Source organism: Parapedobacter sp. 2B3, assembly GCF_041925275.1.
GTDB classification, from domain to species: Bacteria; Bacteroidota; Bacteroidia; order Sphingobacteriales; family Sphingobacteriaceae; genus Parapedobacter; species Parapedobacter pyrenivorans_A.
The window spans coordinates 57,048-83,103 of the sequence record NZ_JBHEUZ010000014.1 but is presented as its reverse complement, the minus strand read 5'-3'; the positions used below and the strand labels follow the sequence as shown (position 1 = coordinate 83,103).

Genomic DNA, 26,056 nt, shown 5'->3' with positions numbered 1-26,056 from the left:
TCTCCCGATGCACTACGCTTTCGGGATGTCACTTCGTTCCATTTGCTGTAGGCGCAATCCAAACGTTTCAATCTAAAACCCCGTTTCAACTTCTCACCTCCGCTCCGGCTTCTTTTTCAAAATTAGCAATTAATTTTTTAACAATCGCATCAATTTGTTTGTCGTTAAGGGTTTTCTCCTCGTCTTGCAGCACAAAATGCAAGGCGTACGATTTCTTTCCCGTGGGCAATTTATCCCCTTTGTAAACGTCAAACACGGAAATGTCCTTCAACAGCTTACGCTCGGTGCGCTCGGCAATCTGCTTGAGCATGCCGAAGGTCACATCGGCATCGATCAAGAGTGAAAGGTCACGCCGCACCGCCGGGTACTTGGCCACTTCGCGGTACGTAATCTTGTTCTTACGGATAGCTTTAAGGATGCCCCCCCAGTCGAAATCCGCGTAAAACACCTCGCCGGCCACATCGGCCTTATCCAGTGCCGACCGTGTTACGGAACCGAACGAAACCAATGCTTTTCCACCCCGCTCATAACTTACCCCATAAGCGTAATGCGATGCCGGGGCATCGGACTCCTGCCAACCCGAAATCTGCAATCGCCGCAACAAAGCATCCACGGCGGCCTTGACATCGTAGAAAGATACGGCCTTGCCAGCATGGTTCCATTGCTGCGCCAAACGGCTGCCAGTTACTGCAAGGGCGAGGTGCTGCCGCTCGATGTATCCCTCGCCATCCAGCCGGTAAGTGTTGCCGAATTCGAAAAACTTCAAATCCGCATGCCTGCGCTTCTGGTTGTAAGCAATGGCTTCCAGCACGGAAAACAGCAGGTTTTGCCGCATGGTATCCAAATCAGAACTTAGCGGATTCAATATCCGTACTGCGTGTGCGGGATCATCCGCATAGTCCAGCTTCGTCAACGAATTAGACAAAATCTCGCGGAAGCCATTGCCAATCAGCAAATCGGCAACCTGGTTTTGCACCACTTCCTTATCGGGTTTGGGCGATGTATTGAGGGACGCCCTGATCTGCCTATCGATTTCGATGTTGTTATACCCATAGATACGGAGTACCTCTTCAATGATGTCCACTTCGCGGGTTACGTCTACTTTATAGGGTGGCACCTGTACCGTGAGCACGCCGTTAGCCTCGGCCAGCAACGTGATACCCAGGGCGTCGATGATGGCCTTTATCTCCCCATCGGGGATGGCTTTCCCGATAAGCCGCCGCACTTCCGCACACCTTACATCAAAGGTAAAGGGCCGAATCGGATCGGGGTATATATCCGATACAGCGGTAGCGACCTGCCCACCTGCCAGCTCCGTAAGTAACAGGGCCGCTCTTTCGAGTGCCAATACCGTTATATCGGGATCGGTGCCCCGTTCGAAACGGAATGAAGCATCGGTTTTGAGGCCATGGCGCTTAGACGTTTTGCGTACCGATACCGGATTAAAGCAGGCACTCTCCAAGAATACGCGGGTCGTGCTCTCCGTTACGCCAGAATGGATGCCACCGAATACACCAGCGATACACAACGGCTTCTCCGCATCACAGATCACCAGGTCCTCTGCGTGTAACTTGCGCGCTATACCGTCGAGCGTAACGAAAGGCTCATCGGGCTTGGCCTGCCGGACGATCACCTGGTTGCCCGCCAGCTGGTCGGCATCGAATGCGTGCAATGGCTGCCCCAATTCATGGAGCACGTAGTTGGTCACGTCTACCACGTTGTTGATAGGGCGCACGCCGATTGCCTTCAGTCGATCCTGGAGCCATTGCGGCGACTCCTTTACGTGTACGCCATTGATCGTTACCGATGTGTACCGGGGGCATGCCGCGGTGTCTTCTACGGCTACAGGCAGCGGTTGCGACCCCGCCGGGGCAAATGCCGATACATCCGGCATGCGGTACCCGCAGCGCATAAAGGCCGCTACATCGCGCGCAACGCCCAAGTGCGAGGCCGCATCCGCGCGGTTTGGGGTGAGCCCTATCTCGAAAACATGGTCATCTTGCAATCCGAAATAGGTTTTGGCGGGCATACCCACGGGCGCACCTTCATCGAGCACCATGATGCCATCATGCCCAGTGCCCAAGCCAATTTCGTCTTCCGCACAGATCATGCCTTCAGAAACTTCGCCACGGATTTTGGATTTGTTGATTTTGAATGGTTCGCCACTGGTGGGATACACGGTCGTACCCACGGGGGCCACCACTACCCGTTGGCCGGCCGCCACATTGGGGGCACCGCAAACGATAGGTAACAGTTCGTCCGCCCCGATGTCTACGGTGGTTACTTTCAATCGGTCGGCGTTGGGGTGCTGGCCACAGGTTTTCACTTCACCGATCAGCAGCCCCTCGAGGCCACCGGGTATGCGCTGCACCACACCGAGCGATTCCACTTCCAGTCCGATGTCCGTAAGAATTGCCGAAAGTTCCGTCGGTGTGCGGTCGGTTTGTATAAAATCTTTAAGCCAAGTATATGATATGTTCATCCTGATTTCGGAATTTGTGCAAACTTAGATTTTTTTTCTTGTTACAACAAGCCCTCATCGCGGAAGCTGTAGTAACCGGCATCGGTGAAAATCAGGTGGTCATTGATGGATAGGTCGAGCAGCATAGCCGCTTCGGCTAATTTCTTGGTCAGCTGCACATCCGTTGTACTGGGCTTGAGCGTACCGGAGGGGTGGTTATGGGTAAGTACGATGCCCGTTGCGCGGTACTCCAGCGCAAAGCGCAATACCTGCTTGATATCCACGGGCGTGAAGTCATTGCCGCCCTTGCCAATCAACTGCTTGGCAATGAGCTTGCATCCACCGGCAAGGTAGAGCACCCAAAATTCTTCATAAGGTAAATCACGGTACACATGCTCCAGGTAATCGTAAACCCGCGTGCTGCTATTGAGCACCGGGCGTTCTTCCTCCTTTTGCACTTTACGGCGCCTCCCAAGTTCGAGCGCGGCGACGATACTGATGGCCTTGGCTTCGCCGATGCCCTTGTAACGGCACAGTTCTGCCACCGACAGCCGCGACAGTTCGTTGAGATCATTTGCCTGATCGTAGAGGATACGCCTACAGAGTTCTACCGCGGACTCATCGCGCGAGCCGCTACCGATAAGGATAGCCAGCAACTCGGCATCCGACAGTGACCGCCGGCCCCGCGCGAGCAGTTTTTCCCTCGGGCGGTCCGCTTCCGCCCATGCTTTGATGGTTACACGTGATAGGTTATCCATAGGTATATAGTAAGGTTACCGCATCGACACCCAAATATACGCAACCGCCGGCAGTTTGACAAATAAATCGGGTCCGCTTGCTTTTATTGGCTTGCTTTCCTAAGTTTGCGGTCCAAATTTAAAGAGATGAGTAAAGCAATTATCAAGACCGAAAAAGGCGACCTCACCGTCCAGTTTTACGATGCGGATGCCCCGGGCACCGTTGCCAACTTCCTGAAGCTGGCTAAGTCGGGCTATTACGACGGCGTAACGTTCCACCGCGTTATCCCCGATTTCGTCATACAGGGCGGTGACCCCACGGGTACAGGTGCCGGCGGACCGGGATATTCCATCAAATGCGAGTTGGATGGCGACAACCAATATCACGACAGGGGCGTACTTTCCATGGCACATCGCGGCCGCGATACGGGTGGATCCCAGTTTTTCATCTGCCACAGCCGCAATAATACGGCGCACCTCGACAGGAACCATACCTGCTTTGGCAAAGTGGTTGAAAATGTAGATGTGATCGACGACATCCGCCAAGGGGACAAAATCTTGGGAATTGACATCATTGAGGAGGACACCACGTCATGAACTTAAAAGCACTGGTATCGGTAACTGGCAAACCGGGGCTGTTTAAGCTGATCGGCCAGAACAAAAGCGGGTTTATCCTGGAAACCCTCGACGCACAGAAGATAAAATCGGTGGTCAACATCGCCACCACCAAGCTGGCTACACTGGAAGACATCACCGTCTATGGCGAGGAGGAAGACCTGAAACTGCCGGATATCCTGGAGCGCGTGAAGGCAACGGGCAATGTGCCCGACAGCAAGTCTGACGGCAAAACGCTGCGCGAATTTTTCAGGGAGGTGGCACCCGGCCATGACGAAAGCCGCGTGTACAGCTCAGATATCAAAAAGATCATCACGTGGTATGGCATCATCAAGGGATTGCCGCTTTTCAACGAGGAGCGACCCGAACCGGTGGATCCGGAGCCCTCAGGAGGGAAAACGGTAACCGACGAATAACTCTTTCAGCCAAACCTGCCCATATCGCCTTGATATGGGCAGGCTGATTACCCTTTCTTGAAAAAGCGGGCCCCATACCTGGCCATGGCGAACAACGGTATAGCCAAGGCAATCCACGAAAGCACATGCAACCACAAGCCGGTACCCATAATCGCCAACAATAGCCCCACGAGCGTAATCAAACCCATCAAGATAGGCATTCCCCAGAGTCTTACCCAAGCCTTGTCGTTAACGGGCATCTTCTTCAACGGTAGAAAGGGTGAGTGATTCGATATTCTTGACCATTCTCTTCAATTGGGCCGCTTTTGCCTTGCGCCGGGCAAACCAAAGATATAGGCCAGATACCAGGACGACGATCGTTAAGAGGTCAAAAAGGGCCCACATGACCTTCATGGGCATGCCGCCATAATCGCCGAAATGGAAGGGCTGGGAAATGAAAATCGTTTTGAGGTACCAAGGCATATCTTGCATGGCCGTCAGTTCGCCTGTTTTGGCATCAATGAGTGCAGGCTTGATGATCCTAGACGTAAGCGGAGTGGTGCCGATCATATATACCGCATAGTGGTGGGCACTGGAATAGAGCGTTCCCGGATAGGCAACAAACGAGACCTCCATTTCGGGTGCCGCCGCCTGCGCGGTATCGAGCGCCGCTTGCAATGAACTCAACTTACCCTCCACCTTGGGCTTATTGCTGTATGCCGACACCAACTCGGCCAATTGCCCCGATCGCCAGCTTTCAAGAGCAGGGTCAGCTAGGGTATTAATCACACCGGAAATACCCACTACCGATGCCCACACCAACGTAACAATGCCGAGCAGGTTATGCAAATCCAGCCAACGCAGCCGTGCCGATTTCTCGGTGCGGATCATGCCGAAATCAAAGCGCTTCATGATGGGACCATACAGTACCACACCCGATATGATGGCGACGATAAACAATGCACCCATCAGCCCCAGAAATAACTTGCCCGGTATCCCGGCCAGCATTTCCACGTGCAGGTAATACATCACCAGCATGAAATCCAGTTCATTGGGCGGCGCATCCAGCACGGCCGCGGTATGTTCGTCCATCGTGAGGTAGTGGTCCGCTTCAATGGGTGCTTCCGCAGAATCAGCCAACGTCACGAACATCTGGCCCGGGTGGTGGTCCGGGTCCCAGAAGATATATTTCACTTCCTTCCCTGGAATTTCGTTCATTGCTCCTTGTAAGACCACGTCTTTCGAAAGCAAGGAGGCCCCCGATGCCGATGCTTCCAATTCGCCGTGCATCCAGTGGTCGATTTCCTCGTAAAAGATTAACGGGAGCCCGGTAATACACAGCATCAACAGGAATACCGTAGAGACCAAGCTGGTCCACTTATGTATATTAAACCAATTCCTAATCGTCTGCGCCTTCATGCTGGCCGAAGATAAACAATTCTATCGAAGGTATTAAAATTTATAAGCTACGCTGGCAGCGACATTACGGCCTTTCTGCGGGTTTACCGACCAGTAGCCAATATAGTATTCCTCGTCAGCGATATTGTTCACGTTGAATGTCACCCGTACGCGGTCTCCGTTATAAAACATACTGGCATTCAGCAAGGTATAGGCAGGCAAGTAGAAATCACCTGTCTGGCTGTTATCGATCACCTTGTATTGGCTAGCATAATTGCCGCCTATGCCAATGCCGTAATTTTTAAGCGTACCGTTCTGGAACCGGTAGGTAGCCCATAAATTGGCCAGGTTCTGTGGACCCTGTCCACCGGGGCTTCTTCCCGGCTCGGAATAAAAGTCGTCGTCGTTGCCTTCGATTACCTTCGTCTCATTGTAACTGTAACCCGCAATCAGGCTCAGGCCCGCGACCGGATGTGCACTGAGGTCAAACTCCACCCCTTTGCTACCCACTTTTCCGCCCTGAACGGAGTTGTAAGGATTGGTTGGATCGGGGTATACCCTGTCGGATACCTTGATATCATACAGCGATAACGTAGCGTACAACTTATCGGAAAACAAATTGGTCTTCACACCGTATTCCCATTGGTTGGCCTGTTCCGGCCTAAAGGAATGCACCCGCACGAAATTGCCATCTTGGTCAAACACCTGCTGCGGCGCTACGTTTACAAAGGCATTCATGTAGCTGGCGAAAATAGACACCTTATCTAATACGGGTTGGTACACCAAGCCGAACTTCGGTGATAGCGCAAATTGGCCGAAGTCGTCTTCCGTCGTGTTTTTTTCGCCAAGGGAGTCGAAATAATCGGCGCGCAGGCTTACCATCGCCATGATACCCCGCGTGACATTGAGCACGTTGGAGAAATATGCTCCGTAGGCGCTATTGGCTATATTGCTCAGGGTTCCTTCCAGTCCGCCCAACAGGTTCTCTACCGATGCCCGTGTCATATATACCGGCGCTTGCTCCTCACCGGTATAGGGATCGATGTAGTTCACATCGCCCTGAGGCGTCACGTTACGCGCCCATCCCCACCCCGATCCATTGTCTACGATGTCACGGCGGTAATAGTCAAGGCCGGCCACCAAGCGGTTGCGCAGCTTGCCGATCTGAAAATCGCCATTGAAATTTTGCTGGATATTCGTGGTATGGGTTGTTTGCATTTCCTTATGGAAATATTGGCTGAAATCGTTGTCACCGGCTACGTCGTCCCATATATAGGTATAGTAACCGTCCGATTTCACCGTGCCGCGGGAGACGACGGTCTGCGATGTCCACTGGTCAGACAATTTATACACCATTTGGCCCTGCAGGTTATATTTGGGGGTTTTGATGGTGATGTCATTGCTTGTAAACGACAAGGACGGATTGAGATTAAGTTCCCCGAGGGTCGTGAAGTCCAGCGGACTGAACCGATCGGAATGGAAGAATACGGGTGCCACGGCACGTTCCTCTTCGAGTATTTCGGCCATCACCTGGAAGGAAAGCCTGTCATTCACATCATAGGCCAACGTCGGTGCGATGAAGAACGATTTCTTGAACCCGGCATCCTGGAAGCTCCCTTCGGAGTGGTAGGCCGCATTCACCCGCAGCGCAATTTTTTCCGACGTGCTGAGGGGGGTGTTTACGTCTGCCGTGATGCGGTTCAAGCCATAGCTACCCAAGCTATAGGCCACCTCGCCACCAAACCCGTCGTAGGGTTTTTTCGTAATCGTATTAATCAGTCCGCCATAGCTGTAAAAGCTGCCGCCGAACAACGTTCCCGAAGGGCCTTTCATCACCTGGATTTCCTCAATGTTTGCGGGGTCGAGGTTACCGCTGGTCAAGCCCGGCAAGCCATTGGTCAATGCCGGTTGCGCATCGAAGCCACGCAGCGCGAAATAAGCAGCACCATCCCCTGCCCTCCCGGTGGCCTCCCAAGTGCGGGTGATGCCGGGCACATTACGCAGCGCATCATCGTAGGCCGTGATCACCTGCTGTTTCATCAGCTCCGCGGATACCGTATTGTATACCTGTGGGTTCTCAAGGTTTTTCAGCGGAATCTTTGCCACATTTGTTGGCTTATTGGCGGGCCGCTGCGACGACACGATCACCTCGCGTAGTTGCGCAGCACTCTCGGCTAACACGAAGTTTACAGCGACGGCCTCACCGCCCACCACGGTTACGTGGCGTTCCTGGGTTTCGAGGCCGATAAACGAGGCCATGACGGTTACCCTGCCAGCCGGAACATTGTTGATTTGGTAATTCCCCATGCGATCTACGGTAGCACCCCGGTTGGTACCTTTTATCCTGACATTCACCGATTCGGCCGCACTGCCGTCAAACGTGGTTATCGAGCCTTGGATGGTTCCGGTCTGCGCATAGGTAGACACCGCAGCAAAAAGCAGCAGGAGTGTATAATAAAATTTCCGATTCATTTGTTTTGACTTGTGTGCGGCAAAAGTATTTTATTTAAATTAAATCTAAACAATTTAATTTAAAAAAACTTCCGTAGCCAAACCCAGGCATAAAAGAGACAAGCGGGGGATGAAATAAAGGCTTAGAGCCAGAAAATAATAGCGGCTACGATTGCTAAACCGATGATGACCATAATCCAGAAGACGCGGCTTTCACGGGTGGTATCGGCACCTTTGTAGTGATATTTCCGTTTGGGTATATTCATGAGCTGATTAGTTAACAATTGTTTCTTCCTATTTGTTTGGATGCGGAAACACCCTCAATTCCATACGCATTGGCCACAAACCACGGCTCACTCATGATGATACGGTTCCCCTTTCAGGATGGTGAAAGCCCGGTAGAGCTGCTCCACAAAAAACAGCCGCACCATTTGATGCGAAAAGGTCATTCTCGAAAGTGAAATCCGGCTATTGGAGCGTTCATAGATCGCTTCATCAAAACCATAGGGTCCACCGACCACAAACACCACATGCTGCACACTGCCCACCATCAGCTTATTGAGGTACGTGGCAAAGTCGACCGAACGGTATTCCTTCCCCCGTTCGTCCAGTAATACCACGTGATCGCCGGGCGACAAGTATTTGAGTATGGCTACCCCTTCCTTGGCTCGTTGCTGGTCTGCACGCAGGTGCTTTGTGTTCTTCACATCGGGAATGCTAACCATACTGAACGGTATGTAGTGTTTCAGCCGCTGCTGGAATTTATCAACAACCGTAGCTAGCTGGCCATCGTCTGTTTTGCCCACACACAACAGGGTTATACGCATGTAGCAAACTTAGGCAATTTTGGCATCCCTTTTGTTTTTCTGTAGGCAATTTTAAACATATCTTATCACAATCATGAAAAAAACACTATCCTTGCTTTGCATAGCGCTGGCTATGGTTTGGTATGCCCGGGCCCAAGAAACTTCCGCAGACACCAGCTGGCGGGTGTCAGGCGAAAACACGCTGCTGCTCAACCAGAGCTCCTTTTCCAACTGGGCCGCCGGCGGTATCAACTCGTTCGCGGCCAACTTGATTTTCAATTACGACTTCAACTACAAGAAAGACAAGTGGAGTTGGGACAACAAAGTCATCGCCGCCTACGGCCTTACCAAGCAGAAATCAATCGGCTGGCGCAAGAACGACGACCGGTTCGTGCTGAACAGCCTGCTTGGCTATGAAGCGACCGAACATTGGCTGTATACCTTCTACCTGAACTTCAACACGCAATTTGCCGATGGCTTCCAATACGATGCCGACAATAACAGTACGCTGATTTCGACTGCCTTCGCACCGGCATACCTCAGCTTCGGCCCCGGTTTCGCCTACAAGAAATCCGACAACTTCCGGTTCAACCTCTCTCCTGCGGCAGCCCGTTTCATTTTCGTAACGCATGACGACCTTTCGGCACAGGGGGCTTTCGGGGTCGACCCCGGATCGACATCCCGGTTTGAGTTCGGTGCTTCGTTCGATGCGTACTACAAAGCCAACCTGATGGAAAACATCAGTGTGGAAAACATCCTCAAACTGTACTCGAACTACCTGGAAGATCCGCAGAACGTGGATGTGGACTATACGCTTAACCTGTTTATGAAGGTAAACGATTATATCTCCGTAAACGGCGGTCTGCAGCTCATCTATGACGACAACACGCTCATCCCACGCCAGGAAAACGGCGCGTTCGTTCCAGGTTCGGAACGTCCCACCCTGCAGGTACGGCAGGTATTCGGGGCAGGGATTACGTATAAGTTTTAAGGCGTAGGTCTTCTTTAGTCGTAGGTCATTAGTCGACTAATGACTTACGGCTATTGACTTATGACTTACGACTATTGACTTACGACTTCCTCTACAATCACGAAAACATCTTCGTTGTCTTTCTTCATCTGGTAGCGCTCGCGGGCTACGCGTTGCTGTTCCTGGGGGTTGGTATTTAGGTCGTGTATGGCTTTGGTTATCCGTTCTATCTCCGTGGTGTAAAACGCTCGTTCCGCCTGAAGGCCTTTCAGTTGGCTATAATAATCGTATTGGGTAGCTACGTCATGCCGGTCGAAAAACAGCATCCATACCGAGAATGCCACGACTGCGATCAGGTATTTGTTGCGTACAGCGCTCAGGAAACGTTCCATGCACACAAACTTAGGTATTTTTTTTTATATGCAAGCAATTTGTCAATTGGTTTGGCATGCTGCGCAAACAGAAAAGGGAGACCCATCCGCGGCCTCCCTTTACGATCATTGATATATGGTATGATTACTTCGCGAACTTAAAGTTCTTTCCCAAGAACCGCGCGTTGCTGCCCAACTCCTCCTCGATGCGGAGTAATTGATTGTATTTGGCGATCCGATCGGAACGCGATGCAGAGCCGGTCTTGATTTGCCCGCAATTGAGGGCCACGGCCAAGTCAGCGATGGTATAGTCTTCTGTCTCGCCACTTCGGTGGCTCATCACCGAGGTGTAACCGCTCGTTTGGGCCAATGACACCGCGTTGATGGTTTCGGTCAGCGATCCGATTTGATTAACCTTCACCAAGATGGAATTTGCCGTATGGGTGTCGATGCCTTGCTGCAGGCGCTTCGTATTCGTAACGAATAAATCGTCACCTACCAGCTGTACCGTGGCACCTATCTTATCCGTCAGCAACTTCCAACCCGCCCAATCGTCTTCCGCCATACCGTCTTCGATGGAAATGATGGGATATTTGCCCGTAAGTTCGGCCAAGTAAGCTGCTTGCTCTTCGCTACTGCGTACCGCGCCCTTATCGCCTTCAAATTTGGTATAATCGTATTTACCGTCCTTATAAAATTCGGACGACGCACAATCGAGTGCCAGGTAAATGTCGCTACCCGGCGTGTAGCCGGCCGTTTCGATGGCTTTCAAAACCGTTTCAATAGCATCTTCCGTACCTTCGAAAGTAGGTGCAAAACCACCTTCATCCCCTACGGCGGTGGAAAGCCCCCTGTCGTGCAGGATTTTCTTGAGGTTATGGAACACTTCCGTGCCCCACCGCAGCGCCTCCGAAAACGACGGAGCACCGGCAGGCATAATCATAAACTCCTGGAAAGCAATAGGCGCATCCGAATGCGAACCACCGTTGATGATATTCATCATCGGGATAGGCAAGGTATTGGCATTGACCCCGCCGATGTAACGGTATAGGGGCTGACGGCTTTCTTGCGCCGCCGCCTTGGCTACCGCCAACGAAACACCAAGGATGGCATTGGCCCCCAAGTTGCCTTTGTTTTCCGTGCCGTCGAGGTCGATCATCACTTTGTCGATGGCGTTCTGCTCAAACACATCAATGCCCTGCAGCGCGTCCGCGATTTTAGTATTTACATTTTCGACAGCTTTCAGCACGCCTTTGCCCAGGTAGGTGGCCTTGTCGCCATCCCGCAATTCCACGGCCTCGTGCACGCCTGTGGAGGCACCGGAAGGAACGGCTGCACGGCCTACAAAACCGTTTTCAGTGGTTACGTCCACCTCGATGGTGGGGTTACCGCGCGAATCCAATATCTGCCGCGCATGTACGTCGATGATTAAGCTCATGTATTTTAATCTTTAGTATTCAATCGTTAGTATTCTTACTTAAATCCTTACCGCGCCACTCTTAGTGTAATCATTACACCAATGGGCTTTCCATGGCAAATATAGCTTTTTCTACCTTACCTGCCAAACGTTAGCTCGCTGATACGGGCTTTCCATTCTCCATCAACCGCACGAACTCATCAAACAGGTAACGCGAGTCGTGCGGACCCGGCGAAGACTCGGGGTGGTATTGTACCGAAAATGCGTTCTTGCCTTTTACGCGTATGCCTTCGATGGAATGGTCATTGAGATTTACATGGGTGATTTCTACCTTGTCGGATTTTTCGATGTCTTCGGCTACAACGCCGAACCCATGGTTCTGGCTGGTGATTTCACACCGGTTTTCGATGATGTTCTTTACCGGGTGGTTGATACCGCGGTGCCCGTTGAACATTTTGGTGGTGCGTATGCCGTTGGCCAGTGCCAGCAACTGGTGGCCCAAGCAGATGCCGAACAACGGTTTGTCTGAAGCCAGGATAGCTTTCATCGTCTGCACGGCATAATCCATCGCTGCCGGATCTCCCGGCCCGTTAGAGACGAAGTACCCATCGGCCCCCCACGCCTCCATCTCCGCGAAAGGTGTTTTTGCCGGGAATACCTTGGCGTATACCTTGCGCGCATCAAAGTTGCGCAGGATATTGCGCTTTATGCCCAGATCGAGCACCGCCAAACGCAAGGGTGCTTCTTCATTGCCATAATAGTACGGGGTTTCGGTGGTTACTACCGACGACAGCTCCAAACCCGCCATGGAAGGAACCCCATCCAGTTTCCTTTTCAATTCTTCCACGTCCAATACCTCCGAGGAGATGATGGCATTCATCGCACCCTTGTTGCGGATGTGGCGTACAAGTGACCGCGTGTCGATATCGGAGATGCCAACGAGGTTTCCGTCTTCGAAATACGTTTGGATGGACGAATCCGCCTGGTTGCGGCTGTAGTTCACGCTGTAGTTTTTGCATACCAAGCCGGCAATCTGGATCTGGTGGGATTCAGACTCATCATTGGCAATCCCGTAATTGCCGATATGGGCGTTGGTCGTCACCATGATCTGCCCATAATAGGAAGGATCCGTAAAAATCTCCTGATAGCCTGTGGTGCCGGTATTGAAACAGATTTCGCCCGTGGTGGTGCCGATCTTTCCGGCTGCCTTGCCATGGTAAACAGTTCCGTCTTCCAGTAACAAGATGGCCGGTAGCTTGCTGTAATTCGTCATTCGTCGTTATTAATAGTGTTGTAGTGTCCGTTAGTCATCTAGCCCACAGCCATAAAAAAAGCCCTCTACGGGCCAAATACAATCAGAAATGCGACATACATCGGAAAGGTTTCCGGGTTTTGGAGATTTCGTCTGATAGCAGTGTACGCTAAATTTCACGAGGGACAAAGGTAAGGTTTTTTCTGCTTCTTTAAACATATTTTTTCATCTGTCTATTTTTTCTCCAAGGACGATGAAGCTGTCATCGTTTTATCATTCCCGTGTGTGATTCTCGAAAACCATGACGGTTTCATTTCCGTTGCATTTCAACCGATGGCTTCGGGTCAATGGGGCAATTCCAAAAAGAACGTGGTACCCGGTTCGTTGTCTGCATTGCTTTCAAACCAGATACGGCCCCCGTGTGCTTCCACGATGTGCTTGGAAATCGCCAACCCCAAACCGAACGGCTGTTCGCCGTCGGTGCCGGGCCGCTTCGCTTCGGTAAACATATCAAAAACCTTGGCACGGAGGTGTTCGGGTATGCCTATACCCCGGTCTTTCACCGATATCCGCACGCCGTTCGGATTCACGCGGAGCAGCACGTCGATTTGCCCACCCGGCGGACTAAACTTGATGGCGTTGGCAATGAGGTTGCTGACTACCCGCCACAGCTTCTCGCGGTTGGCAATGATGGTTACGGACCTACTTCGTAGCGCAATGTCTTGTTGCTTTGCCACGGCCTTGCTTTGCATAAGGTCCACGCAATAGCGGAGGAGTTCGTCGAGGTCCACCGATTCTTTCGGCATATCGGCCGCCTGCTTGTTTACTTCGAGCAGGCCGGTTACGAGTCCGAGGGAATCCGTTGCGGACTTGCGGATCAGTTCGAGCATTTTCCGCTCGTGCTCCATACCGCCACCCATTTCCAGAAGCATGGATGCCGCGGAGCTGATTGCACCGATGGGGTTCCGCAAGTCGTGCGCCACCACATCCATGATGCGGCTGTTCTCAGCTTGGCTCTGTTCCAACGCATCCAACGTTTTCTGCAAGTGCAGGTTCTGCGCCACGATCCGCGCATTCAGCCGCCGGCTCACGCGAAGCGTTTGGCGGATAGCCAATATGATCCCCACAGCCAACACACACCCCAATAGGGCGAGCAACAGGAAAAAGGTCTGGCTGCGGGATTTTTCCTCCAATCGCTCCAGTTGCTGTTCTTTGATAGCATAGTCGACGTAATCGATGTTTGCGGTATTATCCAATAGTTCCTGCTTGTCATATAGCCCTACCAGCAACCGGCTGTAATGGCTTGCCTCGGCAGGTTCGTTAATCGTTGTATACAGGTCGTACAGCTTGCGGGCCATCACCTTGCTATAGAAAAGGTAGTCGAGGCTATCGGCAATATCCAGCCCGCGGCTGTAGTAGGCTGCGGCACGTGCGGGATCATCGGTTGCCACAAGATCACCGATTCCAACCAGCATATCCATACTTACGTAATAAAGCCGCTTTTCTATGGCCTGGTTTATCACACCGTCCCACACGGCGAGCCCCGATTCGCGCTCTCCCTTGTCAATCAATGCTTGTGCCGTGAGGTGATCAAGCGCAATAAGGGTGCGTATATCATTATAACGGGAGGCTATCTCCCTGGCATCGCGCATGTAACGGTCCGCTTCGGCTTGCCCGGTGCGTTCGGGGAAAAGAAGCAGATAATTGTAGATAACCAGCGAAAGGATCGAATCCTGCGAGAGCCCATAGCCTAAATCGAGCGCCGACTCTACATATTCGATGGAGCGGTCATTCCGTCCGAGCTGTCGGTATACACCGCCGATGTTCATGAGGGTTTGTACCACGTTTACCGTATCGGAAATCCGGGTATAGACCATATGGGCGTCGTTGTAATATTTCAGTGCCAACTGTGGGTTTCCCTTGATATCATATACCACCCCGAGGTTATTGAGCGCATCCGCCCTCCCCTTTTGATAGTGGAGGCGATCGGCAATCTGGCGCGCGCGGACGGCATAATGGAAGGTTGTATCCGCACTTTGCTCGTATGAAATCAGGGCTAACCGGTTTAATGCGTCTACGTAGGCGGTACTATCTGTAATCTGGCCGAGGCTTCGCTTCAAACGCTCGGCTTCATCCGCTTGGGCCAAAGCAACGGAAGTGCTGAGCAGATAAGCCATCAACCAAAACGGCATCACGTATTTTGAATAAGTATTCATAGGCATCCAGGTACTACCGATTCCCTAAATTACAATTATTTTGGAAAAAAATGCCGGAGCACGAAAATTACAACCGATAGATATAAAAATAATTGCGAGCTTGCCATACCCGGTAGAATCTACTTCCCACTCATTTTCTTAACCTTTTTACCTATTTTTAGCGCCGTAAATGCAACAGTGGATCATACTTCGATGAAACTGGTTTGGCTCCTCGTCATCGGCTTGTTCGGGAGTGGGTATGTGTGCACCTACCTGCTATCGCGGGATAGCCGCCGATCTTTCCTCCCCGCGGCCGGACGTAAATCGGTACGGCGGTTTGGAATCACCTGTTTCTTCATCGCGGTGGCACTTTGTCTGCTTATTTTATACATAAGGCTGAAACGATAACCAGGTAGCTTCGCCTACCAAGTGGTGATCGTACTTGAATCCTGCAGCGGGTTTAAACCGATGCGCTCAGTAATGGAGTAGTTCATTAACGATCCTTTCCACTTTTTCAGCGTATACGTACGTGCGTGGTCTTCATTTTCAAAATCATAGGTATAATTTACCGCCGTGATAACCAACGTATCGTTGGGTGTCACATCCCCGGGGTATTTGGCCAACAGCGCGTCATGCAGTGGATTTCGTTCCTTACGGCCATCCAGCAACTCAAAACCGGTGCTGATATAACACTGTGGCGGGTAAATAACATCCTTCACAGGACGGACCAACTCAAACTCGGGCTGGGCGATGTCGTGGAGTACCCGGGAAAACTGGATCTGGTTGGCGTTATAGCCTGCTTCGTACAGCGTGTTGGGGCTGTTGGGAACGGTCATTGAAAGAAACGTGATGCCACGTTCGGTGATTTTTGCATTCACGAAGTAATTGGCCGCGGGTGAGAACGCATTTTCAAAATGGATGAACAGGTCCGATCCATTGATCGTGTAATAGCCACGGAGGTATTGCTCGAAACGTTTCTGGCTCTTTTTCGGGATCGGATACGCTTCCCTGTCGAAATAAAGGGGAATGATATTCCGGGCATCCCCCACCGACCGGTCATCGTCGAAACTAAGGTAAATACACCGATGATCATCGATAAAGTATAGGTTATTCCGCAACACGTTGCCTTCTTTGGCAATATAGCTTTGCTGGTCGTTCTTGAATGTTAGCAGCTCCGCATTGGTAATGGTGCGGTAAATCGAAACGATACTGGTATCCGCGCCTTTGGTCCGATCGGGATGGAGCAACTGGCGCTGATTGCTCAACACGAAGTTATGCTTGATGGTCTTCCATGAATAGTAGCCGTAGCTATCGTTTACTATCTTGACGAGCGCATGGGCATCCTGCATGATCGAATGGCTGAAGTGCCGCTCGTCCTTAAACGAAAGGCCGGAGTAAAACTTACCCACGGAGGCCTGCTTTGCATGGCAACCGAACAGCACGAGCGCAATGCATAGCCCTGGTAAATTAGTTCTCATAGAAGCCGATGATTTCAAAGTCGACATGTTTTTTCCTGAGTTTGAAGTGATACGGATCGCTCGAAATATTGCGGTGGATAAAATCCTGGAAATCGAAAGGCGTATTCCACCAGTTGACCGAAGCCCCGAAATACAGGGATGGATGGAGGTAACGAATCGAATATTTACTCGAATTGTAACTCGTTTCGACGGGATCCCTGTACATCACATTGTCGGCATACAACAAACCGCTGGCCTCGAAGGCATGCTTGATAAACCCACTGTACTTATCGAAATTCAGGGCAATATGCTGTACCTCTCGCTGATGAGTATACTTGATACCCAACCCACCGCCCCCCGTCCAATAACGGTCTTCCTTATCGCCAAACCACTTGTTGATGGGACCACCATCGTTGTAATAAAAAAAGTAGGCCCATTTGGTCGAAACGAAAAGCTGCCCGATGCGTTGCGACTTTAGCGAAGGCCGGATCTTTCCAAACCCCATTTGCCATACGTAAATGGTGGATAGCCCGACATTATTGTCGTAATCGGTGTTGGCCATCCCGAAGAACGTGCTTGAAAAAACGGGTATATACCCGGGGTTATGGGGGCTGGATTTGCCAAAAGAATAGCTCATCACCGGAGAGAACGCAAGGTTCACATGAAGCCTGTTTCTGAATGCGGGTAGTACCGAACTCCCCAGGTTGTTGTTATAGATTGATATTTTTGAATCGAGCATCGGGATGATGGCTTGCCCGCCCGATGTAGGGATGGGGTAAGCGATGTTGGGATTATAGCTTAGCAGGTACTTGAATTCGTTGCCGAAGTACAGCGAGAAGCCCACACCATGCTGAAACCGCAATTCTTGGGCAATGGCCGATTGGCAAATCATCAGCATGATAACAAGACGCTTCATACCGCATAGATATTCAGGATGCCCAAGTGGGGATCAGGGATCAGACAAGCCAACAGCTGATCGCGTGTCAGTTCTGCGAGATCGTCCAATTCGTAGATATTGATGGGCGCGTGTCCTTTGCGCCTGTTGTGGTTTCCTGCAGCCGTCTCGGCATCCGACAGGCTGTCGAATGTATACGCGTAATCGCTTTCGGTACAGACTACTTTATAGCGTGCCATGGTGGATAGGGTTTTAAGTAACACATATATGAATGATATATGGCTGAAAGTTAGCGCTTAACAGCTATATGTGAAATACCTAAAAATAGGTATATTTCCAAGGCTTGGTTTGGCCCTACGGTGTTGAAGACAGGTCGCATTGCCGGGGTATACGCCACTAGTGCGGGCCGGATCGGGAAGGTATAAAAAAACCACCCGATGAAGGCCATCGGATGGTCAATACAATATCTGAAAAATGGACTTAAATCAATTTGACATTTACTGCGTTGGGCCCTTTCTGGCCTTGGGCTACTTCAAATGAAACTTCGTCGTTCTCACGGATACGGTCTATCAGGCCGGAAGAGTGAACAAAAACTTCACGTCCGCCGTCATTGGGCGTGATGAATCCGAAACCTTTGGTTTCATTGAAAAATTTTACTTTGCCTTCTTGCATGGCATTTGGATAAAAATGAATAAAATAATTAATTGCACACGCAAGGTAGAAATAAATTATTGAATATCAGATTTTTTAAAAACACAACCGGCTTCGAATCGTAATCCTTATATTTAGCACGGTCAATTAACGTTTATGATGAAGAGAAAGATGGTCTATATGATTGCGGGTCTGTTACTGATTTCGAACGTGTTGTATGCCCAACTAAAATATGCCAACGACGTGATAAAGACGGGCGCGGAACAGACCGAGCGGTATATCGGTAAACTCGGGGGGAAACGGGTCGCGTTGGTAGCCAACCAAACGAGCGTAATCGGTGATACCCATTTACTGGACAGCCTGTTAAAACGGGGCGTAACCGTGGTAAAGGTTTTCGGGCCGGAGCATGGTTTTCGGGGGAACGCCAGTAACGGAACGGAAGTCTCGGATGAGGTGGACCCCGGTACGGGCGTCAAGATCGTTTCGCTTTATGGTAAAAAGAAGAAACCCAGCGCAGCGGATTTGAAGGACGTGGATATCGTCATCTTTGATATCCAGGATGTGGGCTGTAGGTTCTACACCAACATCAATACGCTAAGGGATGTAATGGAATCGTGTGCGAGGTATGGAAAGGAATTGATGATCTTGGACCGCCCGAACCCAAACGCGTATCTGATCGATGGCCCTATCCTGGACATGAGGCTTAAATCGGGCATCGGCCAATTCCCGATACCGATAAGCCATGGCCTAACGGTGGCTGAATTTGCGCAGATGGCCAATGGGGAAGGCTGGCTGGAAGATAACCTGAAATGCAGGCTCACCATCGTTAAAAATGACAACTATAACCACGACATGCTGTACAAGCTACCGGTGAACCCTTCGCCCAACCTCAACACCGAAGCCGGTATCCTACTTTATCCGTCTACCTGCCTTTTCGAAGGCGTGGCGCTAAATCACGGGCGTGGCACGGATTATCCATTTACCATGGTTGGTGGGCCTATGTATCGTGGCATCTATGATTTCTCTTATACCCCTGTCTCCATGCCCGGCCGAGCGGAAGATCCCATCTACCAAGACCAAACATGCTACGGCATGGACCTCCGTGATGAGGACTTGGAAAAACTGGTGGCAGCGAAGCAAATCAACCTGGATTGGATAATCGAGCTGTATGCCAAATTCCCCGACAAGGCCCAGTTCTTCGATCGGAGCATACACCGGCAAATCGGCAATATCGATTACCTGGCCGGTGTCTATGAATTTAAGAAACAGATCGAAGCAGGCGTAGCAGCAGCGGAAATCCGCAAATCATGGGAACCGGGCTTGGAGGCCTATAAAACGATGAGAAAACAATACCTACTCTATAAATAGGGCGCGACGTGCTATCCGTGCGGTTTTATTTCCCCTAAATGTGCGATATCCGTCAAATCGTACGGTGTCTCCTGGTAAACGAAGTAGTTCAGCCAATTATTGAACAATAGGTTCGCGTGGCTGGCCCAGCGGACTACCGGCTCACTTTTCGGATCATCGCCCGCGTAATAATGCTTCGGCAGGTCGATGGGAGCCCCTTTTTCCAGGTCGCGGATATACTCCTCATGGAGGGTCCATGGCGCATATTCCGAATGCCCTGTCAGGTAAAACTCTCTGCCGCCCCGTGTTGCCGCAATCGCCACGCCTGCCTCCGCCGACGTAGCGAGGACATCAACCCCTAACGCACCGTTCAGGTCTTCATCCGCGAGGGTGGTATGGCGGCTATGCGGGATGTAGAACTCATCGTCGAACCCCCGGAACAAGGGATGTCTTTTATCAAGCGCCGTATGCTTGAAAACACCGAACAGCTTCCTATCCAACGGCACCTTCCTCACATCGTGAAAATGGTAAAGTGCCGCTTGCGAGGCCCAACAGATATACAGCGTGGAAGTAACGTGCGTCCGCGCCCATTCAAAAATCATCTTCATCTCGTCCCAATAGGAAACATCTTCAAACGCCAACTGTTCTACCGGCGCACCAGTGATGATCATGCCATCGTAATAGTTATCGGCCACCTCCTTGAAACCCTTGTAAAACAGCTCCAGGTGCTCTAAAGGGGTGTTTTTGGGCGTATGGGTATCTAAGCGCAGAAACTCAATCTCCACTTGCAACGGGTTATTGGATAGCAACCTGATAAAATCGGTCTCGGTTGATATTTTCAACGGCATCAGGTTAAGGATGATGACGCGCATCGGACGGATATCCTGCGTGTTGGCCCGGCGGTCATCCATCACAAAAATATTCTCATTCTTCAGTTGCGCTATCGCTGGGAGACTATCGGGTATCTTTACTGGCATGCTGTTTCCTTGCACCTTAATGAAGGCACAAACTTAGGCAAATTCTCTTAATCTCTCCGCCGCCATTGAAAGATTACGCTGATGGCAGGGATTTAAGGAGAGTTTTGGGGCTGAATGGCCGGGATCAGAGCAGCATGGCTTTCAGGATGGATTTCGCATAGTCGCCCCAATTCTTCAGGCTAGCTTCCAGCTGCTCGCGCAACTCGCGGTAGTTGACCGCCTTCCCCTTAGTGGGCGGTGCCAGCTCTTTGGCCGATACCGGCCGGTCGTCTACCTTGGTAGCGAAATAGGTTACGTTTTCGTGGGGAAGAGCTACCCCAAGTATCATACCCGGCAAGCCGGTAAACGATTCGGGGCCACCCGAAACAGGGATCTGATCGGTGTAAAACGCGACAACGTAGATGGAATCGAGCACCAGTGCATTGGCGCGGCGGCATTCGTAGCCAGCAATTTCACGCGATTCGTTGGTGAAACGCCATTGGATCTGGCGCACGCTGTCGGTAATCAAATAGGTTTCCTCGTAGATGCTTTTCTGGCCGGTGCTTTGCTGGGCAAGCAGATCGGTAACGATGGTATTGCCCATGTCTATGGACGGGTCACTGCCGAAGAAGCCGCCCGATGCCGCCGCCTGGCTTTCCTGGGGCCAAAACCGTGTTGTGGTGCCGTTGAACGCCAAGTTATATTTGAACGCCTTGAATTGCGGGTTGGATCGCTTATATTGCTCATAGGCCTGCTCCATAAAACTGCTGTTGCCGATCCGGTCCTTGATTTTGGCATACATATTCACCCGCTTTTCAAACTCGATGACACCGCTCTCCACAAACCGGGCATACTGCGCCCGCACCGACTGGGCACAAAGCACCGCCGCAAACAAACACGTGAATAGCTGAACTGTTCTTATCTTCATAGTCGTTAATTTTGAATGGATGCGCCGCCCATTTTGTTGAAATCCCACGTAAGCGAGAACATCAGGAAGCGCGTGATGGTGGTATAACGGTTTTGCGTAATGTACGTGCTGCTGGCCGAGCGGCTGAAACCGACGTTCTGATTGAAGATATCGTTTACGCCCACAGAAAACTGGAGGGTTTCGTCTTTCAGGAATTTTTTGCTCACCGAAGCATCGGCGATAAACCGTTCGAAATTTTCGTCAAACGATTGGGTAGCCGCCGTATACATATAATTTCCCTCCGAAGTGATCTGGAATTTCCAAGGCAGGTAAATATTGAAGGAATACCGGCCACTCATTCCCCAGCCGTTGTTATTCCGATCCGGCTGCAGGGAAGACTCGCCATACGTGTAGCTGGGTCCGAAACTAAGGTTGAAATCGTATTTCTTTTGGATGTATTGCCGCAGGAAAACCGTTCCCGAATAGCTCGAGCTCACCGTCTTGTTGAGTGCGCCGTTCGTGAGGTTGTAATAGATATTGCCATTCGTATTCAGCCCCGCGCCTACGTTGATGTTCCACTTCTTGAGGTTTTTGCTGAAATTGGAATAAAAGTAGTAGTTCATCGGCGTCTTATTGTCCAGGTTGGCATACTGGAAGGTATTGCGCCCCACCGAGTCGGTGTACGTATTGCTTACGATGGCGTTGTTGGTGTTGGAAAAACTACCGGAGAAATACATGTATTGGTTGCCCAGCACCTTAAACGAATTATACGACATATTAAACCGGTTGGTATACGATGGCTTGAGGTCGGGATTGCCCAGCACGATATTCATCGGGTCATCGTTCACCCGCACCGGCTGTATCTGGTTGATGGTTGGTTGTGTATTGTTGCCGTTATACGAAACATTGAACGATTTTTGCTGCGAGAACCGGTATTGCCAGCGGAGTTGCGGGTTGTGGTTGGTGAAGCTGCGCTCAAACCGATTGTTGATGTAACGGTCGGTCTGATCGAATTGTACCTGGCTCGCCCGCGTACCGAAATTGAGCGTGGATTTGCCTTTTTTGAAATTAAAGATGGCTCCCAATTGGTTGGCTAACTGATTTAACTTAAAGTCGTTGCTGTATAGCGAGTCCAAGTCCGTATAACTACCGCTGCCTGCGGGGTTGAACGATTGACGGAGGGACGTACCGTTATTGGCCGTAAGCCGGTAGTTCACCACCAACGAAAGCGCATTTGTGAACGGTTCGGAGTAGGTAATATTCGAATTAAACACCGAGCTTTTCGTATCGTTGATCTTTAGCTGGTCTACCAGCAGCAGGCTATCTACCCCGCCTGCATCATTGTAAAATGAGTTTTCGGAGTAAAGGAATCCGTTGGCCTTGCTCTGGTTGATGGTCTCATTGACCTCCCACGATAGGGTACGTCCCTTTTTCCGTAGTTTTTTGGTCCAGAGTGCCGAAAGGTACACATCCTGTCCTTCGGTCTTGTTATTGGTATTCCGTGTCGATCTGTTGAGCAGCTGCCCGGTACCATTGCTACCCTCCGATTCGTTGAACTCCGTGGTCTCCCCATTTCTGAGGGAGCCATTCACGGTAACCTTCACATTGGACGTTGAGTCGAACTGCGCCTCGAAGATGGCACCGCCGCGCTGGCGGAATATACGCCGATCGAACGTTTGGCCCGCTTCGGTATTGATGGTACCGGTAGGGAGGTTATTCTGGCTGATGGTGCTGCTGGAGCCTTTTACGCCCAGTTCGCCGATTTTGTAGTTACCGTTGATCGACTGCTTTCCATCGTTCCATTTATTGCTATAGAATGCACCACCATTCAATACAGAAGGTATACCGCGCCCGTCATAGCGGCCGCCCCACGACTCGATCTCGTCTTGCCCGCCACCGAATGAAATCATGATCCCGCCATCTTCCATCAGTGTTGTGTTGCCTGACGGCGAATAGCGGTCGGCATCCTGCCAATTAAGTCCGGTACGGCCCGTATTGCCGAGGGTACCGAAAGCAGAGAACCGCTGCTTGTTGTCGAATCGGTTGAACATGGCCTGCCCCTGGTACATCTCATTGGTCCCCGCGCCAGCATCTACTTTACCAAAGTAGCCTTTCTTCTTATCCTCTTTCAACTTGATATTGAGCGTTTTCGAACGTTCGCCATCGTCCACACCGGTGAACTCAGCCTGGTCGCTCATCTTATCGTACAACTGCACTTTGTCTACCATGTCTCCTCGCAGGTTGCGGGTCACCAGCGTGGGGTCATCACCGAAAAACTCCTCACCGTCCACAAGCACCTTGTTCACCGTCTGCCCCTGCGCCGTGATCTTGCCATCTTGATCTACCTGGATACCGGGAAGTTGCTTAAGAAGGTCCTCTACCTTGGCGTTGGGCTGTATCGTAAAACTAGCGGCATCGTACTCGGTAGTATCACCCCGGATGGTGATCGCCTGGCTTCGGCTTACCAACACCTCTTCCAGCAACTTAGACCGCAATACCAATCCAACATGGCCGAAATCCATCATCGTGGATGTGCTATCGAGTGTAAAACGCTCCACATAGTCCGCATACTCGGGGAAGGTGGCGAAGAGCATATATTCACCCGTATCAAGATTACCGAGTTTGAAACTGCCCGCCTCGTCCGTGCGGGTGAAGCGGTATAACATCGAATCCTTGGCGTGGACCAGCACGATGGATGATTTGGCAAGTTTTTGGCCGGAAGCCGTATCTACGACCGTACCAGTGATGGAGTACACCCCTTCTTGGGCAGATACTGAGAACCAATAGGCACAAGCCATAAGGAACGTAACGAGCGATCTCTTCATAGTTGGTTTTATACTACAATTTAAAGGATGGTGGCAAATGCCTTCCGTATCAGCTCACCTACCGACCGGTCTTCGACCGCCGGCAAATATAGAACTAAAAAAATAGTTTTTATTTTTTCCACTATTATTTAACATTTTTTAGCAAATCCGTTACATTCACGCCCGCTACCGGATCCATATTTCGAATTTGCCGTAAAACTACGAAAAATTAGTAATAATCCAAACTGTACCCCGGGGAAAATATCCAACGGCCCTTGCTGCACTATCACTTCTTTGACGCGCAGGGATGCCAGATGTTGCATAATGAACCTATTTTCCTTAGGTGAGAGACCGCTAATTTGGCTATCTCTGGCAATTTAGCTAAGTTTCACCTGGCATATCATTTTCTAAGGCAGGTGAGAGACCGCTAATTTGCCTATCTCTGGCAATTTAGCTAAGTTTGCCACAAAGCCTTACGATATGCAGACAATCAAAAAATATGTGGAAGCGAATACCCAGCGCTTTTTGGATGAATTGATCGAATTGCTCCGCTTTCCCTCGGTCAGCGCCGACCCGAAATACAAGGGCGACGTACGGAACGCCGCGGAATATGTAGCCCGAAAATTGCGCGACGCAGGTGCCGACAACGTAGAAGTATGCCCCACAGACGGGCACCCCATCGTGTATGGCGAGAAAATCATCGACCCCGCTAAGCCCACGGTATTGGTATACGGACACTACGATGTACAACCACCCGACCCACTGGAGCTTTGGGAGACGCCACCCTTCGAACCCACTATACGCGACGGCAAAATTTTCGCCCGTGGCGCGTGCGACGATAAAGGGCAGTTTTATATGCACGTAAAAGCGTTCGAACTGATGCAAGCCACGGACACCCTAGCCTGCAATATCAAATTCATGATCGAGGGCGAGGAAGAAGTGGGATCAGACAACCTCGGCACTTTCGTAAAAGCCAACAAGCAGCGGCTGGCAGCCGATGTGGTGCTGATCTCCGATACGGCCATGATCAGTCTCGACACCCCTTCGTTGGAAACGGGGCTACGCGGGCTGTCTTACCTTGAAGTGGAGGTAACCGGCCCCAACCGCGATCTCCACTCGGGCGTATACGGCGGAGCTGTAGCCAACCCCATCACCGTCCTGGCCAAGATGATCGCCTCCCTGCACGACGAAAATAACCACATCGCCATTCCCGGATTCTATGATGACGTCGCCGAACTGGACGCCGCCGAGCGGAAGGCGCTGAACGCAGCGCCGTTTGACGAAAACGAATACAAAGCCGATCTGGGCATCAAAGCCGTCTGGGGTGAAAAAGGATACACCACGATCGAGCGCACCGGTATCCGGCCCACCCTCGAGCTCAACGGCATCTGGGGTGGTTACATCGGCGAAGGAGCAAAAACGGTACTCCCTTCAAAGGCGCATGCCAAGATTTCCATGCGCCTGGTACCCAACCAAGATTCGGATACCATCACCAAACTCTTCACCAAGCACTTCGGAAGCATCGCGCCGGATTACGTATCGGTGAAAGTAACTCCTCACCACGGTGGGCAACCGGCGGTAACGCCCACCGACAGCACTGCGTACCGTGCGGCGGAAAAAGCCATCGAAGAAGCCTTCGGGAAGAAGCCCATCCCCACACGGGGCGGCGGAAGCATCCCCATCGTGTCGCTATTTGAAAACGAGCTGGGACTGAAAACGGTATTGATGGGATTCGGGCTTGATAGCGATAACCTGCACTCGCCCAATGAAAAGTACGACATCGCGAACTACCTCAAGGGAATTGAGACCATCCCGCTGTTTCATAAATATTTTGCGGAGCTGAGTTAATTCCGCTACTTTACTCTTTAACGGATAGAAAGGCACCTCTTAAATTATGCTGAGGTCCTTTCCTATTAGCTTTTATGCGCACATCGCATTCATACGGATCGATTTGAATCGACGTCCCCTATA

General features: G+C 51.1%; 23 protein-coding genes. 5 read left to right on the top strand and 18 right to left on the bottom strand.

Annotation, left to right across the window (positions count from 1 at the left end; translation table 11 throughout):
• Positions 1-85 precede the first annotated feature (85 nt).
• Positions 86-2,482 (bottom strand): phenylalanine--tRNA ligase subunit beta, encoded by a 2,397-nt coding sequence (gene pheT, locus ACEVG1_RS15805; RefSeq protein WP_374744683.1) that lies wholly within the window; start codon positions 2,480-2,482, stop codon positions 86-88.
• Between the two features lie 41 nt (positions 2,483-2,523).
• Entirely contained in the window at positions 2,524-3,219 is a 696-nt protein-coding gene (gene radC, locus ACEVG1_RS15800) for a DNA repair protein RadC (RefSeq protein ID WP_374744682.1), read from the bottom strand.
• 126 nt (positions 3,220-3,345) lie between these two features.
• Between radC and ACEVG1_RS15795 the strand changes: the two genes are divergently transcribed.
• Entirely contained in the window at positions 3,346-3,795 is a 450-nt protein-coding gene (locus tag ACEVG1_RS15795) for a peptidylprolyl isomerase (protein WP_374744681.1), read from the top strand.
• A complete protein-coding gene (locus tag ACEVG1_RS15790) occupies positions 3,792-4,229 on the top strand; it encodes a DUF5606 domain-containing protein (RefSeq protein ID WP_374744680.1) in 438 nt (145 codons plus the stop codon). Before ACEVG1_RS15795 ends, ACEVG1_RS15790 begins: the two co-directional genes overlap by 4 nt.
• A 47-nt stretch (positions 4,230-4,276) precedes the next feature.
• Here the strand turns inward: ACEVG1_RS15790 and ACEVG1_RS15785 are convergent, their stop codons facing one another.
• The 5 genes from ACEVG1_RS15785 to rlmH all read right to left on the bottom strand — a co-directional run bounded on the left by ACEVG1_RS15785 (position 4,277) and on the right by rlmH (position 8,884).
• On the bottom strand, positions 4,277-4,468 hold the full coding sequence (locus ACEVG1_RS15785; protein WP_374744679.1) for a hypothetical protein: 192 nt from the start codon (positions 4,466-4,468) through the stop codon (positions 4,277-4,279).
• Positions 4,458-5,627, bottom strand: coding sequence for a PepSY-associated TM helix domain-containing protein (locus ACEVG1_RS15780; protein ID WP_374744678.1), 1,170 nt, complete (start codon positions 5,625-5,627; stop codon positions 4,458-4,460). Before ACEVG1_RS15780 ends, ACEVG1_RS15785 begins: the two co-directional genes overlap by 11 nt.
• Before the next feature lie 33 nt (positions 5,628-5,660).
• Positions 5,661-8,078 (bottom strand): TonB-dependent siderophore receptor, encoded by a 2,418-nt coding sequence (locus ACEVG1_RS15775; protein ID WP_374744677.1) that lies wholly within the window; start codon positions 8,076-8,078, stop codon positions 5,661-5,663.
• A 122-nt stretch (positions 8,079-8,200) separates the two neighbouring features.
• Positions 8,201-8,323: a hypothetical protein gene (locus ACEVG1_RS15770; protein WP_374744676.1), complete on the bottom strand. Its 123-nt coding sequence runs from the start codon at positions 8,321-8,323 to the stop codon at positions 8,201-8,203.
• 87 nt (positions 8,324-8,410) lie between these two features.
• Positions 8,411-8,884 carry a 23S rRNA (pseudouridine(1915)-N(3))-methyltransferase RlmH gene (gene rlmH, locus ACEVG1_RS15765; RefSeq protein WP_374744675.1) on the bottom strand — a complete coding sequence of 158 codons (474 nt, stop codon included), beginning with the start codon at positions 8,882-8,884 and terminating at the stop codon, positions 8,411-8,413.
• 73 nt (positions 8,885-8,957) lie between these two features.
• On the opposite strand from rlmH, the gene ACEVG1_RS15760 reads away from it, so the two are divergent.
• Positions 8,958-9,854: a DUF3078 domain-containing protein gene (locus tag ACEVG1_RS15760; protein WP_374744674.1), complete on the top strand. Its 897-nt coding sequence runs from the start codon at positions 8,958-8,960 to the stop codon at positions 9,852-9,854.
• A 71-nt stretch (positions 9,855-9,925) separates the two neighbouring features.
• On the opposite strand, the gene ACEVG1_RS15755 is transcribed toward ACEVG1_RS15760, so the two are convergent.
• The 8 genes from ACEVG1_RS15755 to ACEVG1_RS15720 form a co-directional block, all read right to left on the bottom strand.
• Positions 9,926-10,225: a septum formation initiator family protein gene (locus ACEVG1_RS15755; RefSeq protein WP_374744673.1), complete on the bottom strand. Its 300-nt coding sequence runs from the start codon at positions 10,223-10,225 to the stop codon at positions 9,926-9,928.
• Between the two features lie 124 nt (positions 10,226-10,349).
• A complete protein-coding gene (gene eno, locus ACEVG1_RS15750; RefSeq protein ID WP_374744672.1) occupies positions 10,350-11,642 on the bottom strand; it encodes a phosphopyruvate hydratase in 1,293 nt (430 codons plus the stop codon).
• Between the two features lie 130 nt (positions 11,643-11,772).
• Positions 11,773-12,894: a glutamine-hydrolyzing carbamoyl-phosphate synthase small subunit gene (carA, locus tag ACEVG1_RS15745; RefSeq protein WP_374744671.1), complete on the bottom strand. Its 1,122-nt coding sequence runs from the start codon at positions 12,892-12,894 to the stop codon at positions 11,773-11,775.
• Positions 12,895-13,217: 323 nt separating this feature from the next.
• Positions 13,218-15,089: an ATP-binding protein gene (locus ACEVG1_RS15740; protein WP_374744670.1), complete on the bottom strand. Its 1,872-nt coding sequence runs from the start codon at positions 15,087-15,089 to the stop codon at positions 13,218-13,220.
• A gap of 401 nt (positions 15,090-15,490) precedes the next feature.
• On the bottom strand, positions 15,491-16,546 hold the full coding sequence (locus ACEVG1_RS15735) for a hypothetical protein (protein WP_374744669.1): 1,056 nt from the start codon (positions 16,544-16,546) through the stop codon (positions 15,491-15,493).
• A complete protein-coding gene (locus ACEVG1_RS15730; protein ID WP_374744668.1) occupies positions 16,536-17,441 on the bottom strand; it encodes a hypothetical protein in 906 nt (301 codons plus the stop codon). Before ACEVG1_RS15730 ends, ACEVG1_RS15735 begins: the two co-directional genes overlap by 11 nt.
• Complete coding sequence (locus ACEVG1_RS15725; protein ID WP_374744667.1) at positions 17,438-17,659, bottom strand: hypothetical protein; 222 nt, start codon at positions 17,657-17,659, stop codon at positions 17,438-17,440. The genes ACEVG1_RS15730 and ACEVG1_RS15725 overlap by 4 nt, the downstream gene beginning before the upstream one ends.
• 241 nt (positions 17,660-17,900) lie before the next feature.
• Positions 17,901-18,092 (bottom strand): cold-shock protein, encoded by a 192-nt coding sequence (locus ACEVG1_RS15720; protein WP_374744666.1) that lies wholly within the window; start codon positions 18,090-18,092, stop codon positions 17,901-17,903.
• Between the two features lie 138 nt (positions 18,093-18,230).
• On the opposite strand from ACEVG1_RS15720, the gene ACEVG1_RS15715 reads away from it, so the two are divergent.
• On the top strand, positions 18,231-19,439 hold the full coding sequence (locus tag ACEVG1_RS15715; protein WP_374744715.1) for an exo-beta-N-acetylmuramidase NamZ domain-containing protein: 1,209 nt from the start codon (positions 18,231-18,233) through the stop codon (positions 19,437-19,439).
• An 11-nt stretch (positions 19,440-19,450) separates the two neighbouring features.
• On the opposite strand, the gene metA is transcribed toward ACEVG1_RS15715, so the two are convergent.
• The 3 genes from metA to ACEVG1_RS15700 form a co-directional block, all read right to left on the bottom strand.
• Entirely contained in the window at positions 19,451-20,395 is a 945-nt protein-coding gene (gene metA, locus ACEVG1_RS15710; RefSeq protein WP_374744665.1) for a homoserine O-succinyltransferase, read from the bottom strand.
• 124 nt (positions 20,396-20,519) lie between these two features.
• Complete coding sequence (locus tag ACEVG1_RS15705) at positions 20,520-21,302, bottom strand: GLPGLI family protein (RefSeq protein WP_374744664.1); 783 nt, start codon at positions 21,300-21,302, stop codon at positions 20,520-20,522.
• A gap of 5 nt (positions 21,303-21,307) precedes the next feature.
• Positions 21,308-24,106, bottom strand: coding sequence for an outer membrane beta-barrel family protein (locus tag ACEVG1_RS15700; RefSeq protein WP_374744663.1), 2,799 nt, complete (start codon positions 24,104-24,106; stop codon positions 21,308-21,310).
• A 459-nt stretch (positions 24,107-24,565) separates the two neighbouring features.
• Here ACEVG1_RS15700 and ACEVG1_RS15695 point away from each other — a divergent pair, with 459 nt between their 5' ends.
• A complete protein-coding gene (locus ACEVG1_RS15695; protein ID WP_374744662.1) occupies positions 24,566-25,933 on the top strand; it encodes a dipeptidase in 1,368 nt (455 codons plus the stop codon).
• Positions 25,934-26,056: the final 123 nt, after the last annotated feature.